The sequence below is a fragment of the Streptococcus oralis genome (assembly GCF_016028255.1).
GTDB lineage: Bacteria > Bacillota > Bacilli > Lactobacillales > Streptococcaceae > Streptococcus > Streptococcus oralis_AC.
In genome coordinates this window covers 1,722,613-1,745,708 of sequence record NZ_CP065707.1, presented here as the reverse complement: position 1 = coordinate 1,745,708, position 23,096 = coordinate 1,722,613, and the positions used below count along the sequence as shown (strand labels likewise).

Genomic DNA, 23,096 nt, shown 5'->3' with positions numbered 1-23,096 from the left:
AATTCAGATGAAACGCATACTATTTGAACTTGTTTTTATCGCAACGACTTGGTATATCTTTTTGCCGCCACTTAATCTTACTAGTTGGGAATTCATCTTCTTTCTTTGTGGGCATCTGGTGGTGATGGGTATTTTGTTTAGTTTCCGCAAGGATACCAATCTCCTTAAAACTGTTCATGTACGTCATGGCAAGGCTGCCAAAGATCTCAATCTAGAAGGATTCCTTTTTACCAAACTTAGTAGAGGATTGTTTCTGACTGCAGCTATCATCTTTGCCCTTGCTGGTCTGGTAAGTCTAGTGACCTCTAGCTTTTTCCAAGCAAAAAATTATGCTAATGTGGTGTCTATCACAGAAAAAGATTTTAAAGATTTTCCTAAGAGTGATACCAGTAAGGTTCCAATCCTAGATCGGAGCACTGCAGAAAAGATTGGAGACCGTTATCTAGGCTCTCTGACGGATAAGGTCTCCCAGTACGTAGCAGCGGATACTTATACCCAGCTGACGGTTGATGGCAAACCCTATCGGGTAACACCATTAGAGTATGCCGATCCCATCAAATGGTTCAATAATCAGTCCAAGGGAATTGGCGAGTATATCAAGGTTGATATGGTGACAGGAAATGCGGAATTGGTAGATTTAAAAACGCCAATGAAGTATTCAGACTCCGAGTACTTTAACCGCGATGTCAAACGCCATCTTCGGATTAAGTACCCAACCAAGATTTTTAAAACGCCCTCCTTTGAGGTGGATGATGAAGGCAATCCCTTCTATGTAGCAACCGTTTATCAAAAGCAGTTTGGTCTAGGAGTTCCTCGTCCTTCGTCTGTTATTATCTTAGACGCCACCAATGGAGAAACCAAGGAATACAGCTTGGATGAAGTACCAGAATGGGTGGATCGTGTCTATCCAGCAGAAGAAACAATCGAGCAAATCAACTACAACGGCAAGTATAAAGACGGCTTCTGGAATGCCTTGATTTCTAAGAAAAATGTTACCCAAACGACAGAGGGCTATAACTATCTTTCTATCGGAAATGACATTTATCTCTACACTGGGGTGACTTCAGCCAATGCTGACGAAAGTAATCTAGGATTTATCCTTGAAAATATGCGCACTGGTGAAATCACCAAGTATAATCTAGCTTCAGCAACCGAAGAATCAGCCCGTGCTTCCGCAGAAGGAGCCGTGCAAGAGAAGGCCTATAAAGCGACCTTCCCTATCCTTGTCAATCTCAATGATAAACCGCTCTACATCATGGGATTGAAGGACAATGCAGGCTTGGTCAAGGAGTATGCATTGGTCGATGCCGTGGAGTACCAAAACGTCATCGTAGCAGCTACGGTAGATGAACTCCTCAGCAAATATGCCAATAAAAATGACCTTGAGCTGGATAATGAAACGGTAGAAAATATTAAGGGTATCGTCTCAGACCTTAAATCAGCTGTTATCAAGGGTGATACCGTCTACTTCTTTAAAGTTGATGGCAAGATATACAAGGTCAAGGCTTCTGTGTCAGACGACCTCCCTTACCTCGAAAATGGCCAATCCTTCGAAGGTCAAGTTGGAAAAGATAACTATCTCAAGACCTTTAAAGTCAAGTAAAAGAAACCTCGGTATGAACCGAGGTTTTTAAGATAAAATTCTTGGTCGCGGTTGAAAAATATGCTACACTAACAATATGAAAATTTTAATCCCAACAGCAAAAGAAATGAACACAGACCTTCCTTGTATCGAAGCGCTCCCTTTGAGGAAAGAAAGTCAGGCAGTCCTTGACTTACTGGCGCACTACTCAGCTAGTGAATTAGAGACTTTTTATAAAGTATCTGCTGAGAAAGCAGAAGAAGAGTACGGCCATATTCAAGCTTTAAAAGATCACAGGGCTAAACATTATCCAGCTTTGAAACTCTTCGATGGTCTCATGTATCGTCACATCAAACGAGATGAGTTAACCGAGGCTGAACAAACCTATCTTGAAAATCATGTCCTAATTACCTCGGCTTTATACGGTGTTGTCCCCGCCTTGTCGCCCATGGCTCCACACCGTTTGGACTTCTTGATGAAGTTAAAAGTTGCTGGTAAGACTTTAAAGAGCCATTGGAAGTCAGCCTACGATGAGGCGCTACAGGATGAGGATTTGATATTCTCCCTCCTATCATCAGAGTTTGAAACCGTATTTTCGAAGGAAATTAGAGAAAAGATGGTGAACTTCAAATTTATGGAGGACAAGGCAGGTCAGCTGAAAATCCACTCAACTATTTCCAAGAAAGCGCGTGGGGCTTTTTTGACAGCCTTGATAGAAGGGCAAGTCCAAACAGTCGAACAAGCTCGCAAGCTCCGCTTTGCCGGCTTTGACTACCGACCTGATTTATCAAGTGATTTAGAACTCGTCTTTGTGAAACAAGCATAAAACCAGCTCATTCGAGCTGGTTTTTGCTGGATTAGTTGATGGCTGCAAGAAGGTCGTCAGCTTGTTTTGCAAGTGATGAAGCAGTTGCTTCTTCTAACACCAATTTTCCGTCTGCCCAAGCAGAGTCATTGATACGAGCAGCTGTAAAGTCACCAACGACTTGTGTACGGATAAATGGCAAGAGGTCTTTATAAATCGCAAAGAGTTGATCGTGACCGGCATTGGCTACAGACGAGACAGTAACAAACTTGTCTTGGAGGGCAGAAACGCCACGTGTATCAGACAAGTCAAGGGCACGAGAGAGCCAGTCAAGCAAGTTTTTCACTGTTCCAGGGATAGAGAAGTTGTAGACTGGAGAGAAGATCCAGATAGCATCCGCAGCAAGGACAGCCTCGCGAGCAGCAGCTACAGCTGGATGAGTTGGAACTTCAAGATCTTGGCTGAAGAGGGGAACAGCTGAGTAATCAAGATAGCTAACTTCCGCTTTTTCGGCAAGTGCTTTCTCAGCTTCGAGGGCCATTTGGTGGTTGAAAGAACCTTGGCGAAGTGAACCGACGACAAATAATACTTTTTTAGACATGATATGTCTCCTTTAGTTTAAAATTCAAAGAGCGAACCCTTTTGTTACCATCTATGTTACAACAAATAATACTAATTAGCAATAATTTTGCTCACAAATCTTTAAATTTTTTTAAAATCCGGATCAAGTCTTCCTTTTCGCCATCTTCTAAGATACTAAGTGCTTCTACGATAGAATCGACATGGTCAGGAAGAACCTCTTCGATTTTTCTGCGTCCTGCAGGTGTTAATTTCAGGAAAAAAGAGCGACGATCCTTGGGGTCGCAAGTTCTAGAAATCCACCCATCTCGAACCATGTTTCGAATAACAACAGTCATGTTTCCAGAAGTGGCCAACATTTTTTCAATCAAATCCTGAATACGCAGTTCTCCCTTGCTATAGAGGGTTTCCAGAACGGAAAATTGAGTAGGGGTTAGTCCGTTTTCTTTGGCAGCCTTGGTTTCATAAGGTTTAAAACTTCGCATCGCTTTATTGAGAACGATAGCCGTTTTTAAGTCTAGTTGATTTTGGGAAATTTTTTCTTTCAAATATTGTTTCATAAGGTTATTTTATCAATAATTAGGCAGAATAACAAGAACTTATATTTTATAGGAAAAGATTCTTAGAATGTTCCTGTCTTCACTTGTAATAAAGGAGGAGAGATGGTAAAATAGACGAGTGAAACTAAGACAGAAAAAAGCAAAAAACAAGCTACTTATACAATACGGAATCGGCATTTCTCTGGTGCTACTAGTGCTGACTGGATCCTTTCTTTACCTGATTTCGCTTAGCATGAAACCCTATCAAGATGCTAGAGTTGAGGGAGAAAAACTGGCCAAGCAGTATGCAGAATTGGAAAAAGCAGATCAGGTTGATTTTTTTAATGGTTCGGAAGCTTATTACAGCCTTCTGGGACATAATAAAAAGCAAGAGGTCATTGCCGTACTGATTGAAAAGAATGACCATAAAATTTATGTTTATCAGCTTGATAAGGGGATTTCTCAAGACAAGGCAGCGACGATTTCGAGGGAAAAAGGAGCTAACGACATTGACAAGATTACTTTTGGTCGTTATCAGGATAAGCCGATTTGGGAAGTTAAGTCAGGAAACCAGTTCTATCTGGTCGACTTTGAAACAGGAGTAGTGATCCGATAAGGAGGGCATATGAAACTATCCAAACGTGTACTAGAAATGGAAGAAAGTGTCACTCTAGCCAGTGATGCAAGAGCCAAAGCATTAAAAGCTCAAGGAAAAGATGTTCTTTTCTTAACCTTGGGACAGCCAGATTTTCATACTCCTGAAAACATTCAGGATGCGGCGGTGGAAGCGATTCGTGACGGACGAGCTTCCTTTTATACAGTTGCTTCAGGCCTACCAGAGTTAAAAGCGGCGGTTAATACCTATTTTGAACGCTATTATGGGTATTCTGTAGCGGCTAACGAGGTTACTTTTGCCACTGGTGCCAAGTTCTCTCTCTACACCTTCTTTATGGCTGTGGTTAATCCAGGTGATGAGGTCATCATTCCTACACCATACTGGGTCAGCTATGGAGACCAGGTCAAAATGGCAGAAGGAGTGCCAGTCTTTGTCCAGGCGAAGGAAGACAATCATTTTAAAGTAACAGTAGAGCAGCTAGAAGCAGCGCGAACAGATAAGACCAAGGTCTTGGTTCTCAATTCACCATCGAATCCGACCGGTATGATCTACTCTCGCGAGGAACTTTTGGCTATCGGAAATTGGGCTGTTGAACATGATGTCCTTATCCTAGCAGATGATATTTACGGTCGTCTGGTTTATAACGGGAATGAATTTGTTCCAATTTCTAGTCTGTCAGAAGCCATTCGTCAGCAAACCATCGTGATTAACGGTGTATCTAAGGCCTATGCCATGACTGGTTGGCGGGTAGGTTATGCTGTGGGAAATCCTGAAATTATCGCTGCTATGAGCAAATTGACAGGACAAACGACTTCAAATCTGACAGCAGTATCTCAATATGCAACGATTGAGGCGCTGACTGGACCGCAAGACTCTGTTGAAACCATGCGCCAAGCCTTTGAAGAACGTTTGAATACCATTTATCCTCTCTTGTGCCAAGTGCCAGGATTTGAAGTTGTCAAGCCCCAAGGAGCCTTCTATCTCTTCCCAAATGTTAAAAAAGCGATGGAAATGAAGGGTTATACCGATGTGACAGATTTTACAACGGCTATTCTCGAAGAAGTTGGTCTTGCCTTGATTACAGGAGCTGGATTTGGAGCACCAGAAAATGTTCGTCTCAGCTATGCTACAGACTTGGATACATTAAAAGAAGCTATTCGTCGCTTGCATCAATTTATGGAAAAATAAAACTTAGAATCTTCGTCATTCTGACGAAGATTTTTTGTATCGAAAATCTCGCGATTTTTCTCTAGTAGAACCTAGCTATCGCAGTCTATTTATGGTAAAATAGTGGGTAATGATGTCTTCGGACAAGTTAAACGAAAAAAGGAAGATAGATTATGACAAAACGTGTAACAATTATCGATGTAAAAGACTACGTTGGTCAAGAAGTGACCATCGGAGCTTGGGTTGCCAACAAATCAGGAAAAGGGAAAATTGCCTTCTTGCAATTGCGTGATGGAACAGCCTTCTTCCAAGGTGTAGCATTTAAACCAAACTTTGTAGAAAAATTTGGTGAAGAAGTGGGACTTGAGAAGTTTGATGTCATCAAACGATTGAGCCAAGAAACTTCTGTTTATGTGACAGGTATTGTCAAAGAAGACGAACGTTCTAAGTTTGGTTATGAGCTCGATATCACAGATATCGAAGTCATCGGTGAATCACAAGATTACCCAATCACTCCAAAAGAACACGGAACAGACTTCTTGATGGACAACCGTCACTTGTGGCTCCGTTCTCGTAAGCAAGTAGCAGTCATGCAAATCCGTAACGCTATCATCTATGCAACCTATGAGTTCTTTGACAAGAATGGCTTCATGAAATTTGATAGCCCCATTCTTTCAGGAAATGCTGCAGAAGATTCAACTGAACTCTTTGAAACAGACTACTTTGGAACACCAGCCTACTTGAGCCAATCAGGTCAGCTCTATCTTGAAGCGGGTGCTATGGCCCTTGGTCGTGTCTTTGACTTTGGTCCAGTATTCCGTGCTGAAAAATCAAAAACACGTCGTCATTTGACTGAGTTCTGGATGATGGATGCGGAGTACTCCTACTTGACACACGACGAGTCACTTGACTTGCAAGAAGCTTATGTGAAAGCTCTTCTTCAAGGTGTTCTTGACCGTGCGCCTCAAGCCTTGGAAACTTTGGAACGTGATACAGAGCTCTTGAAACGCTACATTGCAGAGCCATTCAAACGTATCACTTACGATCAAGCTATTGACCTTTTGCAAGAGCATGAAAATGATGAAGATGCTGACTATGAGCATTTGGAGCATGGAGATGACTTTGGTTCGCCACACGAGACTTGGATTTCAAACCACTTTGGTGTACCAACCTTCGTTATCAACTACCCAGCAGCCATCAAGGCCTTCTACATGAAACCAGTTCCTGGAAATCCAGAGCGCGTGCTTTGTGCAGACTTGCTTGCTCCTGAAGGGTATGGAGAAATCATCGGTGGTTCTATGCGTGAGGAAGATTACGATGCCCTTGTCGCTAAGATGGAAGAACTTGGAATGGACCGTACAGAGTATGAATTCTACCTTGACCTTCGTAAATACGGTACTGTACCACACGGTGGCTTTGGTATCGGTATCGAGCGTATGGTAACCTTCGCAGCTGGAACAAAACACATCCGTGAAGCTATTCCATTCCCACGTATGTTGCACCGTATTAAACCATAAAAAAACTAAAACGCCGTAATAGGCGTTTTTTCAAAGTAGAAGAAAGAAGAGGTGGAGATCATGTAAAGCACAGCTTAACAAGTGACAGACACAAGGATATATACACTTGTTAAAGGAGAAATGATGTTTAAACCAAATTATCGGAAGAATATCGGTCTCATGGCTGGGGTAGAATTTTTTGCCTTTTTGGGCATTACTAGCTTTTGGATTCTATTTCTCAGTCAAAATGGGATGTCACTTTGGCAGGTTGGTTTGTTGGAAAGTATTTTTCATGCCACCAGTGTCATTTGTGAAATTCCCTCTGGAATGTTAGCTGATCGCTATTCATATAAAACCAATCTTTATCTCAGTCGGATTGCTGGGATTGCGTCGTCTATTCTCATGTTAGTAGGGCAAGGTAATTTTTGGATTTACGCACTCGCTATGGTGGTGAGTGCCTTGTCTTATAATTTTGATTCGGGCACGAGTGCAGCCATGGTTTATGATTCGGCCGTGGAGGCTGGATTAAAAGAGCGCTACTTGTCTATCTCAAGTTTTATGTCAGGAGTAGCAGAAGGAACTCGGTCTTTGGGGACCGTTTTAGCGGGATTTTTTGTCCATGGTCAATTGCACTTGACCTACTATATCATGATTGCTACTTCGATTATCGTTCTTTTCCTAACTTGGATGCTAAAAGAGCCTAGTGTTAAAGCACAAAAATCTGAGCGTCTGACCATGAAAAAGATTATGTTGACTGTCAAAGAGGAGTTGCAGAGAAATCCCAGTCTTTTTGGTTGGATGATTCTGTCCCAAATCATTGGGACACTGATGTGCATGTTTTATTTTTACTATCAAAATCAACTGCCGGACTTAGAAGGATGGCAGATTTCGATAGTCATGTTAATCGGTAGTGTTTTGAATATCTGGGCAGTTTATCTAGCGAGTAAGATTGGAAAGAGGTATTCAGCCTTAAAGCTCTTTCCCATTCTTGTACTCTTGACGGGAGTGACCTACTTACTTTCCTACTTTGGAACGCCACTGATTTATATTTTGATTTATTTGATTAGTAACGCCTTATATGCTCTCTTTCAACCGATTTTTGACAACGATTTACAAAAGCGACTCCCAAGTGAGGTACGTGCAACCATGCTAAGTGTCTACTCCATGATGTTCAGCCTGAGTATGATTGTTATTTTTCCTCTGACGGGATGGCTGATTGATGCTCTAGGTTTTGTAGAAGCCTTTATTTACTTAGGATTATTTTTAGTAATAGTCGGCTTTTCACTATTCTTCATTTTGAAAGAGATGGCCAGAGCTTTAGAACTGAAAGAGAATGTTATTTCTAAGCAATAGAGTTATTTTTCATTTTTATCTTTTTTCTCTTGCTATCTACTAGTATTTCTAGTATAATAGTTAATTGTGAGCAAACCTCACTTACCCCTTGCAAAGTCTTGGGGTCATTAGACCAAAAGGAGGAACATATCAATGGCTAAATACGAAATTCTTTATATCATTCGTCCAAACATTGAAGAAGAAGCGAAAAACGCTTTGGTAGCACGTTTTGACTCTATCTTGACTGACAACGGTGCAACTGTTGTTGAATCAAAATCATGGGAAAAACGTCGTCTTGCATACGAAATCCAAGATTTCCGTGAAGGACTTTACCACATCGTTAACGTTGAAGCTAACGACGACGCAGCTCTTAAAGAGTTTGACCGTCTTTCAAAAATCAACGCTGACATTCTTCGTCACATGATCGTCAAACTTGACGCGTAAGAAGGTAAATTATGATTAACAATGTTGTACTTGTAGGGCGTATGACACGTGACGCTGAGTTGCGTTATACCCCATCAAATGTAGCAGTTGCGACTTTTACTCTTGCAGTAAACCGTACATTCAAGAGTCAAAATGGCGAACGTGAGGCTGATTTCATCAATGTCGTTATGTGGCGCCAACAGGCTGAAAATCTTGCTAACTGGGCTAAAAAAGGCTCTCTTATCGGGATCACTGGTCGTATCCAGACTCGTAGTTACGATAACCAGCAAGGACAACGTGTCTACGTAACAGAAGTCGTGGCTGACAATTTCCAAATGTTGGAAAGCCGTAGCGTGCGTGAAGGACATACAGGTGGGGCTTATTCTGCACCAACTGCTAGTTATACAGCACCTACACAATCAGTACCTGACTTTTCACGTGATGAAAATCCATTTGGAGCAACCAATCCGTTGGATATTTCAGATGATGATTTACCATTCTAATGGACAATTAAAACTATAAAGGAGAAAAAACATGGCTCAACAACGTCGTGGCGGATTCAAACGCCGTAAAAAAGTTGATTACATCGCAGCAAACAAAATTGAATATGTTGATTACAAAGATACTGAGCTTCTTAGCCGTTTCGTTTCAGAACGTGGGAAAATCCTTCCACGTCGTGTAACTGGAACTTCAGCTAAAAACCAACGTAAAGTAACAACAGCTATCAAACGTGCTCGCGTAATGGCTTTGATGCCTTTCGTAAACGAAGATTAAAGAAAAAAAAGACCCCAACGGGTCTTTTTTTCAGATTCGGTTGGCCCTCTTTTTCAGCTCCGTACGGGCCTTTTTATCAGGTCCTATGAATCTCTTTTTCAGACTTTACAGGACTCTATTAGAAAGGGCTCTCTTTTGATCTAGTAAGATTCTTTTGCCTTACTAGGTTTTTTCTTTTAATTTTTATTATCGTGTTATAATGGTAGGAGAAAGCTTTAAAGGAGCATCTTATGAAGACGACATGTTCAATTAGAAAAATGCAAGAATATGACATTAAAAATCTATCTCAAGGATTTATCAGCCAAGGTTGGCCCGGTAGAGAGGAAATTTTGGCTAGATATTTTCTGGAACAGAAAAGCAAGGAGAGAGAAGTCTTAGTTGCAGAGATTGATGGTGTTGTAGCGGGTTACATTACCATTTTGCCCTCTGCTAAACATGGTCCTTTTGCAGAAGTCTATCCAGAATTATCAGATTTTAATGTGTTTGAGCCTTTTCGAAATCAAGGGGTTGGAAATCAACTGCTAGAAGAAGCTGAGAAACGAGTCAAGCTTATATCGAATAAGGTGACGCTTGGTGTTGGGCTCCATTTAGGTTATGGACCTGCTCAGAGATTGTACATCAAACGAGGCTATATTCCAGATGGTTCGGGAGTTTGGTATCGAAACCAACCGTTGGAAATGAATGCCACTATTCAAAATAATGATGATTTAGTTTTGTATCTATCCAAAGAATTTGAATAAGAGGTAGCAAATTTTTTGAAGATATGGGATTTCTTTACTTTATGGTATAATGGAAAGAGTTAGATTGAAAGAGGTAGAGAGATGGATGCGAAATTAAAATACAAGGCAAAGAAGATTAAGATTGTCTTCTTTGATATTGATGATACCCTGCGTACGTCAAAGACAGGTTTTATTCCAGCTACGATTCCCACGGTTTTTAAGCAGTTGCGAGAAAAAGGGATTTTGACTGGAATTGCTTCTGGGCGAGGCATTTTCGGTGTTGTTCCAGAGATTCGAGACCTCAAGCCGGACTTTTTTGTAACCTTAAATGGTGCCTACATAGAAGATAAAAAAGGAAATGTCGTTTATCAACATAAGATTGAGAAGAAAGATGTAGAAGAATACATTTCGTGGACTAAGAGAGAAGGAATTGACTATGGCTTGGTTGGAAGTCATGCTGCCAAACTATCCACTCGGACAGAACTGATCAGTCAGGCTATCAATCCAATTTATCCTGACTTGGATGTGAATCCAGATTTCCATGAAAAAGAAGACATCTATCAGATGTGGACTTTTGAAGATAAAGGAGATGACTTGAGCTTGCCGAACAGTCTCTCAGATAAACTTCGCATGGTTCGTTGGCATGAGCATTCGTCTGATATTGTGCCGATTTCAGGCTCCAAAGCGACAGGTGTGGAAAAGGTTGTGGAACACCTAGGATTGAAACCAGAGAACGTCATGGTCTTTGGAGATGGACTCAACGACTTGGAACTCTTTGATTATGCTGGAATCAGCGTTGCAATGGGAATTTCTCATGAAAAAATCAAAGAAAAAGCAGATTATATTACAAAAGCACTAGAAGAAGATGGCATTTTTGATGCCTTAGAAGGATTTGGTATGGTAGAAAAAGAATTGCATTTCCCACAAGTAGAAATTGAAACAGTAGAAGGTCCGCTGGCGACCATTAAGACAAATCACGGAGACTTGCGTATCAAGCTTTTTCCTGAACATGCTCCCAAAACAGTAGCAAACTTTGTTGCTCTTTCAAAAGACGGTTACTATGATGGTGTGATTTTCCACCGAATTATCAAGGACTTTATGATCCAAGGTGGAGACCCAACTGGTACTGGTATGGGGGGAGAATCAATCTACGGCGACTCTTTTGAAGATGAATTTTCTGAAGAACTTTATAATATCCGTGGTGCCCTTTCTATGGCCAATGCGGGTCCAAATACCAATGGTAGCCAGTTCTTTATCGTGCAAAACCAACACTTGCCATACTCTAAGAAAGAGATTGCGCGTGGTGGTTGGCCTGAACCGATTGCAGAAATCTATGCGGAACAAGGTGGAACTCCTCACCTTGACCGTCGCCATACTGTTTTTGGGCAATTGGTAGATGCAGCATCTTTTGCTGTCTTAGATACCATTGCAGCTGTTGAGACTGGTGCAATGGACAAACCAGTTGAAGATGTGGTTATTGAAACGATTGAAATTGAGGACTAGGATGAAAATTGGTGATAAGCTAAATGGGCGTATTACAGGAATTCAGCCCTATGGTGCCTTTGTCGAATTAGAGACAGGGGTGATTGGGCTGATTCATATTTCAGAGATTCGGACAGGATTTATCGAAAATATCTATGAAGTTTTGAAAATTGGTGATGAGGTTCAAGTACAGGTGGTGGATTTTGACGAATACACTGGAAAAGCCAGTCTTTCTATCCGTACTTTGGAGGAAGAGAAACATCAATTGCCAAGACGGAGACGTTTTTCAAATGATCGGATCAAGTACGGATTTGCACCACTTGGGCGAATGATGCCGATCTGGACAAAGGAAGCCCTCAACAATCTGAAAGAGAAAAACTAGTCTATTAGATTTCGTATCTTTTATTAAAATCGTATATGCAAGAACAATTATTAAAACCAGGAGAGCGAATCAATCAGCTCTTTTCGACAGATATCAAAATCATTCAAAATAAAGAGGTGTTTAGCTATTCGGTGGATAGTGTACTCTTGTCGCGCTTTCCGCGCTTTCCTAAACGGGGCTTAATTGTGGACTTTTGTGCAGGAAATGGGGCAGTAGGGCTTTTTGCCAGCACTCGTACTCAAGCGCAGATATTATCTGTAGAGATTCAGGAGCGCTTGGCAGATATGGCGGAGCGTTCGGTTCAGTTGAATGGCTTGGAAGAGCAGATGCAGGTCATCTGTGATGATTTGAAAAATATGCCTGCCCACATTCAAGGAAGTAAGGTGGATATGATTTTGTGCAATCCACCTTATTTCAAGGTGGATCCACATTCCAATCTCAACGAGAGTGAACACTACCTCCTAGCAAGACACGAAATTGCAACTAACCTAGAAGAAATTTGTCGAAGTGCTCAGAGTATTCTCAAATCCAATGGCCGTTTGGCCATGGTTCATCGTCCAGATCGGCTCTTGGATATCCTAGACATGCTCAAACGCCACAATTTGGCACCTAAGCGCCTGCAATTTGTCTATCCTAAACGAGAGAAGGAGGCCAATATGCTCTTAATCGAAGCTATCAAGGATGGATCGACAAGTGGCTTCAAGGTCCTGCCACCACTCATTGTTCACAATGATGATGGTTCTTATACGCCAGAAATTCAAGAGATTTATTATGGATTATAAGGCTTATATGTATGTGCTGGAGTGTCGTGATGGTTCCTATTATACCGGTTATACGACGGACGTGAGAAGACGCCTCGCTGTCCACAATAGTGGGAAGGGAGCCAAATATACACGAGCTCGCTTGCCAGTCAAACTCGTCTATGCTCAAGGTTTTGCCAGTAAGGAAGAAGCCATGTCTGCAGAAGCTCTCCTCAAACGTAAGAAGAGACCACAGAAAGAACGATTTTTATCCGAAAATCAAGAGAAAAATCTAGTCAACCATATTGATATCTAATGAGGAGTCCTTTGCCTCCTCTTACTTTTGTCAAAAGAGGAAAAAAGTGCTAAAATAAGATGAATAAATTTAAAGAGGTATTATCATGTCTAAGATTCTAGTATTTGGTCACCAAAATCCAGACTCAGATGCCATCGGGTCATCTGTAGCCTTTGCCTATCTTGCAAAAGAAGCTTATGGATTGGACACGGAAGCAGTAGCTCTCGGTACTCCAAATGAAGAAACAGCTTTTGTTTTGAACTATTTTGGTGTGGAAGCACCGCGTGTTATTACATCTGCTAAAGCAGAAGGCGCAGAACAAGTCATCTTGACTGACCACAATGAATTCCAACAATCAGTGTCAGATATCGCTGAAGTAGAAGTTTACGGAGTTGTGGATCACCACCGTGTGGCTAACTTTGAAACTGCCAGCCCACTCTACATGCGTTTGGAGCCAGTTGGATCAGCTTCATCTATCGTTTACCGCATGTTCAAAGAACATGGTGTAGCAGTTCCTAAAGAAATCGCAGGTTTGATGCTTTCAGGTTTGATTTCAGATACTCTTCTTTTGAAATCTCCAACAACTCACCCATCTGATAAAGTGATTGCGCCTGAATTGGCTGAATTAGCTGGTGTCAACTTGGAAGAGTACGGTCTTGCTATGCTCAAGGCTGGTACAAACTTGGCTAGCAAATCTGCTGAAGAATTGATTGACATCGATGCTAAGACTTTTGAACTCAACGGAAATAAAGTTCGTGTTGCCCAAGTGAACACAGTTGATATTGCTGAAGTCTTGGAACGCCAAGCTGAAATCGAAGCAGCAATGCAAGCGGCTAATGCGGCAAACGGCTACTCTGACTTTGTCTTGATGATTACAGACATCGTCAACTCAAACTCAGAAATCCTTGCTCTTGGGTCAAACATGGACAAGGTCGAAGCAGCCTTTAACTTCAAACTTGAAAACAACCACGCTTTCCTTCCAGGTGCTGTTTCACGTAAGAAACAAGTGGTGCCTCAGTTGACTGAAAGCTTTAATGGCTAATAACCTGAGTGATAATCGAAACGTGGAAACACTTGTTTTCCATATAGCTAAAGGGGTTTCGGCTCCTTTTTTTCTAGGAGAGAAAGATGTTAGAAAATGGTGATTTGATTTTTGTGAAGGATCTTTCAGATATGGGGCAGGCTATCCAGGCTTCTACTGGGAACTATAGTCATGTAGCCATCTTTTTGGACGGTTTCATCTACCATGCTAGTGGGAAAGCTGGTGTCATTTGTCAAGAACCGGCTGAATTTTTTGAACCAACTCATCTTTACGATCTTTATGTCTATCCAGAGCTGGAAGCTGACTTGGTAAAAGAGAGAGCTAGCAAACATTTGGGTGCACCCTATAATGCCTCTTTTTATCCAGATGGGAATGGCTTTTATTGCTCCCAGTATATCGCTGAAATCCTACCGATTTTTGAAACTATTCCCATGAAATTTGGGGACGGGGAGCAGGAGATCAGTGATTTTTGGAGGGAATACTACAGGAAACTCGAACTTCCAGTGCCTCTGAATCAACCAGGGACCAATCCTAGTCAACTAGCAGCATCCCCCCTTTTAGAATGTAAAGAAAGGAATCTTCATGATTCAGATTTTTAATCCATCTCGTTTGACTCGGCAGCCATTTTTTATAGATTTGGTGGACTATCTGGACCAGCATGACGATGTGATCCTCCGAGAAATCAAGGCCCAGTTTCCAGATGTGGCAGTTGATAAACTCATGGAAGAGTATATAAAGGCAGGATTGATCCGAAGGGAAAATAAACGCTATTCCCTCAATCTCCCTTTTCTAGAATCAATAGATAGTCTGGTCCTTGACCAAGAAATTTTTGTCAGAGAGGATAGTCCAGTTTATCAAGCCTTGCTGGAGAAAACTTTTGAGACGGAATTGTGCAATCAAACCAATGCTGCCATTTTAGTCGAATCTACAGATTTTGCTAGAGAAAAGATGACCCTGTCTAACTATTTCTACAAGGTCAAGAATCAATATCCTTTGACAGAAAAACAGCAGGAACTCTATGCTATTTTAGGAGATGTTAATCCTGAGTACGCCCTCAAGTATATGACGACTTTTTTACTGAAATTTCTCAAAAAGGACCAGCTCATGCAGAAACGCCGTGATATCTTTGTGGAAAGTTTAGTCGTTTTAGGCTATGTTGTGCAAAACGAAGAAGGGAAGTATGAGTTGATTGTTGATTTCGACAAGGAACGGTTGACTTTCTATTTTCCTTAATTGCTACATTTTGAGCAGATTGTTTGACTTTGCTAAAGAATAAGCATAAACTGAATGTAAGCGATAACGTTTATCGTATTAAAAGCAAAGGAGACAGAGCTATGTCACTTGAAAATAAATTGGATCAAGCAACTGGTGCTATCAAAGAAGGATTTGGTAAAGTTACTGGCGATAGCAAGACAGAAGCAGAAGGCGCTGTAGAAAAAACAGTTGCGAAAGCAAAAGAAGTAGTTGAAGATGCTAAAGGTGCTGTAGAAGGTGCCGTTGAAGGTCTTAAAAATTCATTTAAGAAAGAAGACTAAAAAAATCAAGGGAATGCTTCCCTTGATTTTTTTATAGATAACGTTCTGCGATAGCCGCATCTCCAGGATAATCTTCTTTCTTTCCTTGGACGATCTGGTAGCAATCAGCTCCCTTACCAGCAATAATCACGGCATCGAGTTCTTGATTTGTGATGGCCATAGCTGCCTTGATGGCTTGTTCACGATCGACAATCTTTTCAACAGGATGACTGATATAGCTACTGATTTCTTCAGCAATGGTCATTGGATCTTCATAGTTGGGGTCATCCGCAGTTAGAAAGACTTGAATTTCAGGATGTTGATCGAGAAGGAGTCCAAAGTCTTTGCGACGACTTTCACCCTTGTTTCCAGTCGAACCGAGAACCAGAGCGATCTTTCCAGTTTGATGGGTTTCAACAACAGAAATCAGTTTTTTCAGACTGTCACCATTGTGAGCATAGTCTATGAAGACCTTGGCTCCATTTTTCTGAGTGAGAACTTCCATACGTCCAGGGACGCGGGTTGCAGCGATCCCTTTTTTGATATCTTCAAGACTGGCACCTAGACGAAGACAGGCAAGTCCTGCAGCAACGGCATTTTCTTGATTGAAGTGACCGATGAGTTGGATATCATAATCACCAGCGAGTTTACCTGTAGCGGAAAAGCTAAAGGCTTTGGAGTTCTCGATTTGGTTACTTGACTGGCTACCATAGAAGTCATGTTCTTGATCTTCCACTTGTTCTTTCAATACAGAAAAGTGGTCCATGTCGCTGTTAATGACAACTGCTCGGCTATTTTTCATCAAGAGACGTTTGTGGTAGAAGTAATCTTCAAAGCTAGGATGCTCAATCGGACCGATATGGTCAGGAGTGATGTTAAGAAAGACACCTACATCAAAGGTCAGACCATAGACTCGATGAACAAGATAGGCTTGGCTAGAGACTTCCATTACAAGATGGGTTCTTCCATTCTTAACAGCCTGAGCCATCATGTCAAAAAGATCGATATTTTCAGGCGTTGAGAAGGAAGATTTAAAGAAGGTCTCGCCATCCAGAGTTGTGTTCATAGTTGACAAGAGGGCTGTTGGGTAGCGTTGAGATAGGATGTGGTAAGCAAAGTAAGCTGCTGTTGTCTTTCCTTTGGTCCCTGTGAAAGCGAGAATTTTGAGTTTTTTTTGTGGATTGCCATAGAATTCCATCGCAATTAAACTCATGGCTTTTTTGATATCGTTCACAACGATGACAGGAATACCAACTTCGTAGTCTTGCTCAGCTATATACCATCCGAGACCATGTGTAATAGCAGAGGTAAGGAATTCTTTTTTAAAAGAAGCTCCCTTAACGAAAAATAGGCTCTGTTCTTTAACTTTACGACTGTCGTAACTGATACTATCAAAAACAACTTCACTGTAGTTGTAGTGGTAATAACCTTGGTCAATAATCTCACGAAAAAGGCCATCTTTCTTTAGTATATCTAATACGGTTTCAATCTTAATCATACTTTCTATTATAAACTTCAAGCCCGAATTTTACAAGTAACAAGGAAAAGTTTATAATGGAAGATGAGGAAAATTTCCTAGTTATCAAAATTGAATGAGGAAGCTATGTCTAACGAAAACAATCACCAGCAAGCCCAGATGTTGCGAGGGACTGCTTGGCTAACAGCTAGTAACTTTATTAGTCGCCTCCTTGGGGCTATCTATATTATTCCCTGGTATATCTGGATGGGGACCTATGCTGCCAAGGCAAATGGACTCTTTACCATGGGTTATAATATTTACGCCTGGTTCTTGCTGATTTCGACAGCGGGTATCCCGGTTGCGGTTGCCAAACAAGTGGCTAAGTATAATACTATGCGAGAAGAAGAGCATAGCTTTGCCTTGATTCGGAGTTTTCTAGGCTTTATGACGGGCTTGGGACTAGTCTTTGCCTTGGTCTTGTATCTCTTTTCTCCCTGGTTAGCAGACTTATCAGGTGTGGGGAAAGACTTGATTCCTATCATGCAGAGTTTGGCTTGGGCGGTCTTGATTTTCCCGTCTATGAGTGTTATCCGGGGATTCTTCCAAGGGATGAACAACCTTAAGCCCTATGCTATGAGTCAAATCGCCGAGCAGGTGATCCGTGTTATCTGGATGTTGCTGGCTACTTTTATTATCATGAAGATGGGTTCTGGTGATTACTTATCAGCGGTTACTCAGTCTACCTTTGCTGCCTTTGTGGGAATGGTGGCTAGTTTTGCAGTCTTGATTTATTTTCTTTCCAAGGAGGGACTGCTCCAAAAAGTATTTGAAACACGAGATAAGATCAATAGCAAGCGACTCTTGGTTGATACCATCAAGGAAGCCATTCCCTTTATCCTGACAGGATCAGCCATCCAGCTCTTCCAGATTTTAGACCAGATGACCTTCATCAATAGCATGACCTGGTTTACCAACTACAGCAATGAAGACTTGGTTGTCATGTTTTCTTATTTCTCAGCCAATCCTAATAAAATCACCATGATTTTGATCTCTGTTGGTGTCTCGATTGGAAGTGTCGGCTTGCCACTTTTGACGGAAAATTATGTCAAAGGTGATTTGAGAGCTGCTGCTCGTCTAGTTCAAGATAGTATGACCATGCTCTTTATGTTTCTCTTACCAGCAACAGTTGGAGTCGTCATGGTAGGGGAGCCTCTCTATACAGTTTTTTATGGCAAGCCAGATAGTCTGGCCATGGGCTTGTTTGTCTTTGCGGTTTTGCAGTCTACTATTTTAGGTTTGTACATGGTCTTGTCACCCATGCTTCAGGCCATGTTCCGAAACCGCAAGGCAGTTCTTTACTTTGTCTATGGATCAATTGCTAAGTTAGTCTTGCAGTTACCAGCTATTGCCATTTTCCATAGTTATGGTCCCTTGATCTCAACGACTATCGGTCTCATCATTCCAAATGTTCTGATGTACCGAGATATTTGTCAGGTGACGGGTGCACGTCGTAAGATTATCTTAAAACGGACAATTTTGATTATGATTTTGACCATGGTCATGTTTATTTTGGTTGGTTTCCTACAGTGGATTTTAGGATTTTTCTTCCAACCAACGGGACGCTTCTGGAGTTTCCTTTATGTAGCCCTCATCGGAGGCCTCGGGGGAGGACTCTATGGTTTGATGAGTCTTGCTACCCATCTATTAGATAAGATTATTGGGCAACCTCAAGCAGATCGCTTGCGAGCAAAATTTAAACGATTTTAGTAACATAGATTTACAACTAAAAGAAATGATGGCTCTTTGTTAAGTGTTTGGGTTAGCTGACACTTAAATTTCTATAAAATAAAATCCCTAGAATCAATTGTTCTAGGGATTTATTGGGATGTGAGCATCATCAACTCTATAATCATAGCGATATACATGACTAAAGTTAGGAGAAAACCGGCTCTCCAGAAGAATTTGATAAATTTAGGGTAATAAAAACTTCGTTTTTTGACGAGGAAAAAGACTACAAGGAGGATGGCTAGGAGAGAAAGTGCAACACCAAGTCGCGGTAGAAAGTTGTGGGTAAAGGCTTTAGCAGTGATAAGGTAATACTCAAATACCAAAAGTGGAAAAGCTACATCCGCAAAGTTCAGTCCTAGTTTTTTCAGTTTAAAAAGTTTTGTTACAATGATGGAGACCACGAGGGTTAATACTAACAATAAAGTAGCTGCTATTTTCATTAAAATCATACCCATATTGTATCATAAAAAAACGCTAAAGGAAATGAGAAACAAGGGAATTTGTTGGAAAGTCAGGCTTTTGAGATTGTAGGTGTTTTTTGTTATAATGAAAGTTATGAAATCTTATAATACCTTGAATGATTATTATCGAAAACTTTTTGGAGAAAAGACTTTCAAAGTTCCTATCGATGCGGGATTTGACTGTCCAAATCGGGATGGAACTGTAGCCCATGGGGGCTGTACTTTTTGTACGGTTTCTGGTTCTGGAGATGCCATCGTGGCACCGGATGCCCCTATCCGTGAGCAATTTTATAAGGAAATTGACTTTATGCACCGCAAATGGCCAGATGTTAAAAAGTATCTGGTTTATTTTCAAAACTTTACCAACACCCATGAAAAGGTAGAGGTGATTCGGGAACGTTACGAGCAGGCTATCAATGAGCCAGGTGTAGTAGGAATCAATATCGGAACGCGTCCAGACTGTTTACCAGACGAAACCATCGAATATTTGGCTGAGTTATCGGAACGCATGCATGTGACGGTAGAATTGGGCTTACAGACCACCTTTGAAGCAACATCTGACTTGATTAACCGTGCCCATTCTTATGAATTGTATGTGGAAACAGTAAAACGCTTGAGGAAATATCCCAAGATTGAGATTGTTTCCCATTTGATCAATGGTTTGCCCGGTGAGACTCATGAGATGATGATTGAAAATGTCCGTCGCTGTGTCACAGATAATGATATTCAGGGTATTAAGCTGCACTTGCTTCACCTCATGACTAATACACGGATGCAGCGGGATTACCACGAAGGACGCTTGCAACTGATGAGTCAGGATGAGTATGTCAAGGTCATTTGTGACCAACTGGAAATTATTCCCAAGCATATCGTCATCCACCGAATCACGGGAGATGCGCCTAGAGATATGCTGATTGGTCCCATGTGGAGCCTCAATAAATGGGAAGTGCTAAATGCTATTGAAACTGAGATGCGCCGTCGTGGAAGTGTGCAAGGATGCAAGGCTGTAAAACAGGAGTTTAAAAATGAAAAGACCACTTGAGATGGCACATGATTTTTTGGCGGAAGTTGTGACAAAAGAGGATATCGTAGTGGATGCGACCATGGGCAATGGGCATGATACCCTTTTTCTAGCCAAGCTAGCCAAGCAAGTCTATGCCTTTGATATCCAGGAGCAGGCTTTGGAGAAAACCCAAGAGCGTTTAAATGAGGCAGGTTTAGAGAATGTTCAGTTGATTTTGCAAGGCCATGAGACACTTGATCAATTTGTGACAGAAGCTAAGGCAGGGATTTTTAATCTGGGTTATCTACCTTCTGCTGACAAATCCGTTATCACCCGACCTCATACTACCATTGAAGCACTTGAAAAGCTTTGTCATTTGCTTGTTAAGGGTGGAAGGATTGCCATTATGATCTACTATGGTCATAAGGGAGGAGACATTGAAAGGGATGCTGTTTTGGATTTTGTTAGCCAGTTGAACCAACAAGAGTATACAGCTGCCATTTATCGGACACTCAACCAAGTCAACAATCCCCCGTTTTTAGTTATGATTGAGAAATTAGAAAGATATAGACATGGATAAGCAATACCTACGTGAGAAATTAGAGGCTATGCGCCAAAATTTTGTCGAGTCAACGCATCACGAGCGAGCAGTCGGAGTGCTCGACGAAGCACATATGAGCAAGAAAATGCTTAAAATAAAGAAAAAATTAGTGGCTCTTGAAATGGAACGATGTCAGAAAAAAATTGAGCACAAAGACTGTTCCAAGATTGATCAGAAGATCCAAGAGCAGAAGGAGATGTTTGAATTTTGTTGTAAAAAAGACTAAGGAGGGTCTAGATGACACTACTAATTTACCTGATTCTATTTTTATTAGTCTTAATCGTTTCAACTACGACCAATAAACTTTTGCCTTTTTTGCCCCTCCCTCTTGTGCAAATCCTTTTGGGGATTGGGATTGGCTTATTTGTTCCCGATACGGACTTTCATCTCAATACAGAGCTGTTTCTGGCCATGGTTATTGGTCCCTTACTTTTCCGGGAGGCAGAAGAAGCGGATATTACGTCCATTTTGAAGCATTGGCGGATTGTTGTCTTTCTGATTTTTCCTGTGATTTTTATCTCGACCTTAAGCTTGGGGGGCATGGCTCACTTCCTTTGGATGACTCTTCCTTTAGCTGCCTGTTTAGCAGTTGGAGCGGCACTTGGGCCAACAGATTTGGTTGCCTTTGCATCTCTTTCTGAACGTTTTCGTTTTCCAAAACGGGTTTCCAATATCCTAAAAGGGGAAGGGCTCTTAAATGACGCTTCTGGTTTGGTTGCCTTTCAGATGGCTCTTGCTGCTTGGACAACAGGAACTTTTTCTCTCAGCCAAGCTGGGACTTCCCTAGCGCTTTCGATCCTTGGTGGTTTTGCAGTCGGTTTTGTGACGGCAATGATCAATCGTTTCTTGCATACATTTTTACTGAGTGTGCGAGCGACTGATATAGCGAGTGAACTCTTGCTTGAACTGAGTTTACCTCTCATGACCTTCTTTATCGCTGAAGAAATCCATGTTTCAGGGATTATCGCAGTTGTAGTTGCAGGGATTTTGAAGGCCAGTCGTTTCAAAAAAATCACACTCCTCGAAGCTCAGGTAGATACTGTTACAGATACTGTTTGGCATACCGTGACCTTTATGCTCAATGGTTCTGTCTTTGTCATCTTGGGAATGGAATTGGAAATGATAGCAGAACCTATCCTGACCAATCCCCTTTATAACCCCTTACTACTATTAGTATCGGTTGTTTTGCTGACACTTTTACTTTTTGCAATTCGCTTTGTTATGATTTATGGCTTCTATGTTTGGAGAACAAGCCGCCTCAAGAAAAGTCTCCGTAAATACATGAAGGATATGCTTCTTTTGACCTTCTCTGGTGTAAAAGGAACAGTATCTATTGCAACCATTCTTCTCATACCAAGCAATCTAGAGCAGGAGTATCCCCTCTTACTTTTTCTAGTAGCAGGCGTTACACTATTGAGCTTTTTAACGGGTTTGCTGGTTCTCCCTCACTTATCTGAGGAACAAGAGGAAAGCAAGGATCACTTGATGCATATAGCGATTTTGAATGATGTAGCTACAGAATTAGAAAAAGAGCTAGACCATCACAAGAACAAACTTCCTCTGTATGCAGCTATTGACAATTACCATGGTCGGATTGAAAACCTCATCCTTAGTCAGGAAAATAAGAGAGCTCAAGAGGACTGGGAGGCTTTAAAACTCCTCATCTTGAGTATCGAAAGTGATGGTTTGGAACAGGCTTACGAGGAAGGGAGAATCGGTGAGCGTGGTTATCAAGTTTATCAACGCTATCTGAAAAATATGGAGCAGAGTATCAATCGTAAGGTAGCATCTCGTCTTACTTATTACTTCCTTGTATCACTCCGTATCTTACGTTTTCTCCTTCATGAGTTGCTGACTCTTGGTCAGACCTTCCGTAGTTGGAATGACAAGGAGCAACGCCGCCTTCGAGCTATTGATTATGATCAAATATCCGAACTCTATCTGGAAAATACAGAGTTGATTATCGAAAGTTTGGAAAATCTCAAAGGGGTTTACAAGAGTTCTCTGATTAGTTTTATGCAAGAGTCTCGTCTGCGCGAGACGGCCATTATCGGTAGTGGTGCCTTTGTCGAACGTGTTATCAATCGCATCAAGCCAAACAATATCGATGAAATGCTAAGAGGTTACTACCTAGAACGTAAGTTAATCTTTGAATTCGAAGAGAAGAAATTGATTACAACCAAGTATGCCAAGAAATTACGGCAAAATGTCAATAATCTTGAGAATTATTCTCTAAAAGAAGCCGCAAATACCCTACCCTATGATATGATGGAATTAGTCAGAAGAAATTAGTTTAG

27 protein-coding genes are annotated in these 23,096 nt (G+C 41.3%); 23 read left to right on the top strand and 4 right to left on the bottom strand.

Annotated elements, in window-relative coordinates:
- Nucleotides 1-7: 7 nt before the first annotated feature.
- Nucleotides 8-1,603, top strand: coding sequence for a hypothetical protein (locus I6G42_RS08590; protein ID WP_038805504.1), 1,596 nt, complete (start codon nt 8-10; stop codon nt 1,601-1,603).
- A 76-nt stretch (nt 1,604-1,679) separates the two neighbouring features.
- Nucleotides 1,680-2,408 (top strand): peroxide stress protein YaaA, encoded by a 729-nt coding sequence (gene yaaA, locus I6G42_RS08585; RefSeq protein WP_038805503.1) that lies wholly within the window; start codon nt 1,680-1,682, stop codon nt 2,406-2,408.
- A 31-nt stretch (nt 2,409-2,439) separates the two neighbouring features.
- On the opposite strand, the gene I6G42_RS08580 is transcribed toward yaaA, so the two are convergent.
- On the bottom strand, nt 2,440-2,988 hold the full coding sequence (locus tag I6G42_RS08580) for an NADPH-dependent FMN reductase (RefSeq protein ID WP_038805501.1): 549 nt from the start codon (nt 2,986-2,988) through the stop codon (nt 2,440-2,442).
- A gap of 91 nt (nt 2,989-3,079) precedes the next feature.
- Nucleotides 3,080-3,526, bottom strand: a complete 447-nt coding sequence (locus I6G42_RS08575; protein ID WP_080641298.1) for a MarR family winged helix-turn-helix transcriptional regulator — start codon at nt 3,524-3,526, stop codon at nt 3,080-3,082.
- 118 nt (nt 3,527-3,644) lie between these two features.
- On the opposite strand from I6G42_RS08575, the gene I6G42_RS08570 reads away from it, so the two are divergent.
- The 16 genes from I6G42_RS08570 to I6G42_RS08495 all read left to right on the top strand — a co-directional run bounded on the left by I6G42_RS08570 (nt 3,645) and on the right by I6G42_RS08495 (nt 15,508).
- Complete coding sequence (locus I6G42_RS08570) at nt 3,645-4,121, top strand: DUF5590 domain-containing protein (RefSeq protein WP_038805500.1); 477 nt, start codon at nt 3,645-3,647, stop codon at nt 4,119-4,121.
- Between the two features lie 9 nt (nt 4,122-4,130).
- Entirely contained in the window at nt 4,131-5,309 is a 1,179-nt protein-coding gene (locus tag I6G42_RS08565; RefSeq protein WP_038805499.1) for a pyridoxal phosphate-dependent aminotransferase, read from the top strand.
- Nucleotides 5,310-5,461: 152 nt separating this feature from the next.
- The gene (gene asnS / locus I6G42_RS08560) at nt 5,462-6,805 is read left to right on the top strand and encodes an asparagine--tRNA ligase (protein WP_000167158.1); all 1,344 of its coding nucleotides are present in this window, start codon (nt 5,462-5,464) and stop codon (nt 6,803-6,805) included.
- A 123-nt stretch (nt 6,806-6,928) separates the two neighbouring features.
- Nucleotides 6,929-8,137, top strand: coding sequence for an MFS transporter (locus I6G42_RS08555; RefSeq protein WP_038805498.1), 1,209 nt, complete (start codon nt 6,929-6,931; stop codon nt 8,135-8,137).
- A 132-nt stretch (nt 8,138-8,269) separates the two neighbouring features.
- Nucleotides 8,270-8,560, top strand: a complete 291-nt coding sequence (rpsF, locus tag I6G42_RS08550) for a 30S ribosomal protein S6 (protein ID WP_001151782.1) — start codon at nt 8,270-8,272, stop codon at nt 8,558-8,560.
- A gap of 11 nt (nt 8,561-8,571) precedes the next feature.
- Nucleotides 8,572-9,042 (top strand): single-stranded DNA-binding protein SsbA, encoded by a 471-nt coding sequence (gene ssbA, locus I6G42_RS08545; protein ID WP_000609594.1) that lies wholly within the window; start codon nt 8,572-8,574, stop codon nt 9,040-9,042.
- Between the two features lie 31 nt (nt 9,043-9,073).
- Nucleotides 9,074-9,313, top strand: a complete 240-nt coding sequence (rpsR, locus tag I6G42_RS08540) for a 30S ribosomal protein S18 (protein WP_000068664.1) — start codon at nt 9,074-9,076, stop codon at nt 9,311-9,313.
- A 230-nt stretch (nt 9,314-9,543) separates the two neighbouring features.
- A complete protein-coding gene (locus I6G42_RS08535) occupies nt 9,544-10,053 on the top strand; it encodes a GNAT family N-acetyltransferase (protein WP_038805497.1) in 510 nt (169 codons plus the stop codon).
- Between the two features lie 81 nt (nt 10,054-10,134).
- A complete protein-coding gene (locus I6G42_RS08530) occupies nt 10,135-11,535 on the top strand; it encodes a bifunctional Cof-type HAD-IIB family hydrolase/peptidylprolyl isomerase (protein ID WP_038805496.1) in 1,401 nt (466 codons plus the stop codon).
- Between the two features lies 1 nt (nt 11,536).
- Nucleotides 11,537-11,896, top strand: a complete 360-nt coding sequence (locus I6G42_RS08525; protein WP_038805495.1) for a S1 RNA-binding domain-containing protein — start codon at nt 11,537-11,539, stop codon at nt 11,894-11,896.
- A 35-nt stretch (nt 11,897-11,931) separates the two neighbouring features.
- Nucleotides 11,932-12,678, top strand: coding sequence for a tRNA1(Val) (adenine(37)-N6)-methyltransferase (locus I6G42_RS08520; protein ID WP_038805494.1), 747 nt, complete (start codon nt 11,932-11,934; stop codon nt 12,676-12,678).
- Nucleotides 12,668-12,952 (top strand): GIY-YIG nuclease family protein, encoded by a 285-nt coding sequence (locus I6G42_RS08515; RefSeq protein ID WP_038805493.1) that lies wholly within the window; start codon nt 12,668-12,670, stop codon nt 12,950-12,952. The genes I6G42_RS08520 and I6G42_RS08515 overlap by 11 nt, the downstream gene beginning before the upstream one ends.
- An 85-nt stretch (nt 12,953-13,037) precedes the next feature.
- On the top strand, nt 13,038-13,973 hold the full coding sequence (locus I6G42_RS08510; RefSeq protein ID WP_000036036.1) for a manganese-dependent inorganic pyrophosphatase: 936 nt from the start codon (nt 13,038-13,040) through the stop codon (nt 13,971-13,973).
- An 86-nt stretch (nt 13,974-14,059) separates the two neighbouring features.
- Nucleotides 14,060-14,572: a YiiX/YebB-like N1pC/P60 family cysteine hydrolase gene (locus tag I6G42_RS08505; RefSeq protein ID WP_038805492.1), complete on the top strand. Its 513-nt coding sequence runs from the start codon at nt 14,060-14,062 to the stop codon at nt 14,570-14,572.
- Nucleotides 14,556-15,206 carry a DUF1803 domain-containing protein gene (locus I6G42_RS08500; RefSeq protein WP_049477473.1) on the top strand — a complete coding sequence of 217 codons (651 nt, stop codon included), beginning with the start codon at nt 14,556-14,558 and terminating at the stop codon, nt 15,204-15,206. Before I6G42_RS08505 ends, I6G42_RS08500 begins: the two co-directional genes overlap by 17 nt.
- A gap of 101 nt (nt 15,207-15,307) precedes the next feature.
- On the top strand, nt 15,308-15,508 hold the full coding sequence (locus I6G42_RS08495) for a CsbD family protein (RefSeq protein WP_000051178.1): 201 nt from the start codon (nt 15,308-15,310) through the stop codon (nt 15,506-15,508).
- Nucleotides 15,509-15,539: 31 nt separating this feature from the next.
- Here I6G42_RS08495 and I6G42_RS08490 read toward each other — a convergent pair whose 3' ends face one another.
- A complete protein-coding gene (locus I6G42_RS08490; protein WP_038805491.1) occupies nt 15,540-16,985 on the bottom strand; it encodes a UDP-N-acetylmuramoyl-L-alanyl-D-glutamate--L-lysine ligase in 1,446 nt (481 codons plus the stop codon).
- Between the two features lie 105 nt (nt 16,986-17,090).
- Here I6G42_RS08490 and I6G42_RS08485 point away from each other — a divergent pair, with 105 nt between their 5' ends.
- Nucleotides 17,091-18,713, top strand: a complete 1,623-nt coding sequence (locus tag I6G42_RS08485; protein ID WP_038805490.1) for a putative polysaccharide biosynthesis protein — start codon at nt 17,091-17,093, stop codon at nt 18,711-18,713.
- Nucleotides 18,714-18,823: 110 nt separating this feature from the next.
- On the opposite strand, the gene I6G42_RS08480 is transcribed toward I6G42_RS08485, so the two are convergent.
- Entirely contained in the window at nt 18,824-19,189 is a 366-nt protein-coding gene (locus I6G42_RS08480; protein WP_038805489.1) for a DUF3397 domain-containing protein, read from the bottom strand.
- A 91-nt stretch (nt 19,190-19,280) separates the two neighbouring features.
- On the opposite strand from I6G42_RS08480, the gene I6G42_RS08475 reads away from it, so the two are divergent.
- From I6G42_RS08475 to I6G42_RS08460, 4 genes are read left to right on the top strand one after another with little or no spacing between them, the layout of a single operon-like run.
- Nucleotides 19,281-20,237 carry a TIGR01212 family radical SAM protein gene (locus tag I6G42_RS08475; protein WP_038805487.1) on the top strand — a complete coding sequence of 319 codons (957 nt, stop codon included), beginning with the start codon at nt 19,281-19,283 and terminating at the stop codon, nt 20,235-20,237.
- Nucleotides 20,221-20,778, top strand: a complete 558-nt coding sequence (locus I6G42_RS08470) for a tRNA (mnm(5)s(2)U34)-methyltransferase (protein ID WP_038805486.1) — start codon at nt 20,221-20,223, stop codon at nt 20,776-20,778. The genes I6G42_RS08475 and I6G42_RS08470 overlap by 17 nt, the downstream gene beginning before the upstream one ends.
- Nucleotides 20,771-21,025: a hypothetical protein gene (locus I6G42_RS08465; RefSeq protein WP_000361095.1), complete on the top strand. Its 255-nt coding sequence runs from the start codon at nt 20,771-20,773 to the stop codon at nt 21,023-21,025. Before I6G42_RS08470 ends, I6G42_RS08465 begins: the two co-directional genes overlap by 8 nt.
- Before the next feature lie 11 nt (nt 21,026-21,036).
- A complete protein-coding gene (locus I6G42_RS08460; protein ID WP_038805485.1) occupies nt 21,037-23,091 on the top strand; it encodes a cation:proton antiporter in 2,055 nt (684 codons plus the stop codon).
- The last annotated feature ends 5 nt before the right edge of the window (nt 23,092-23,096 follow it).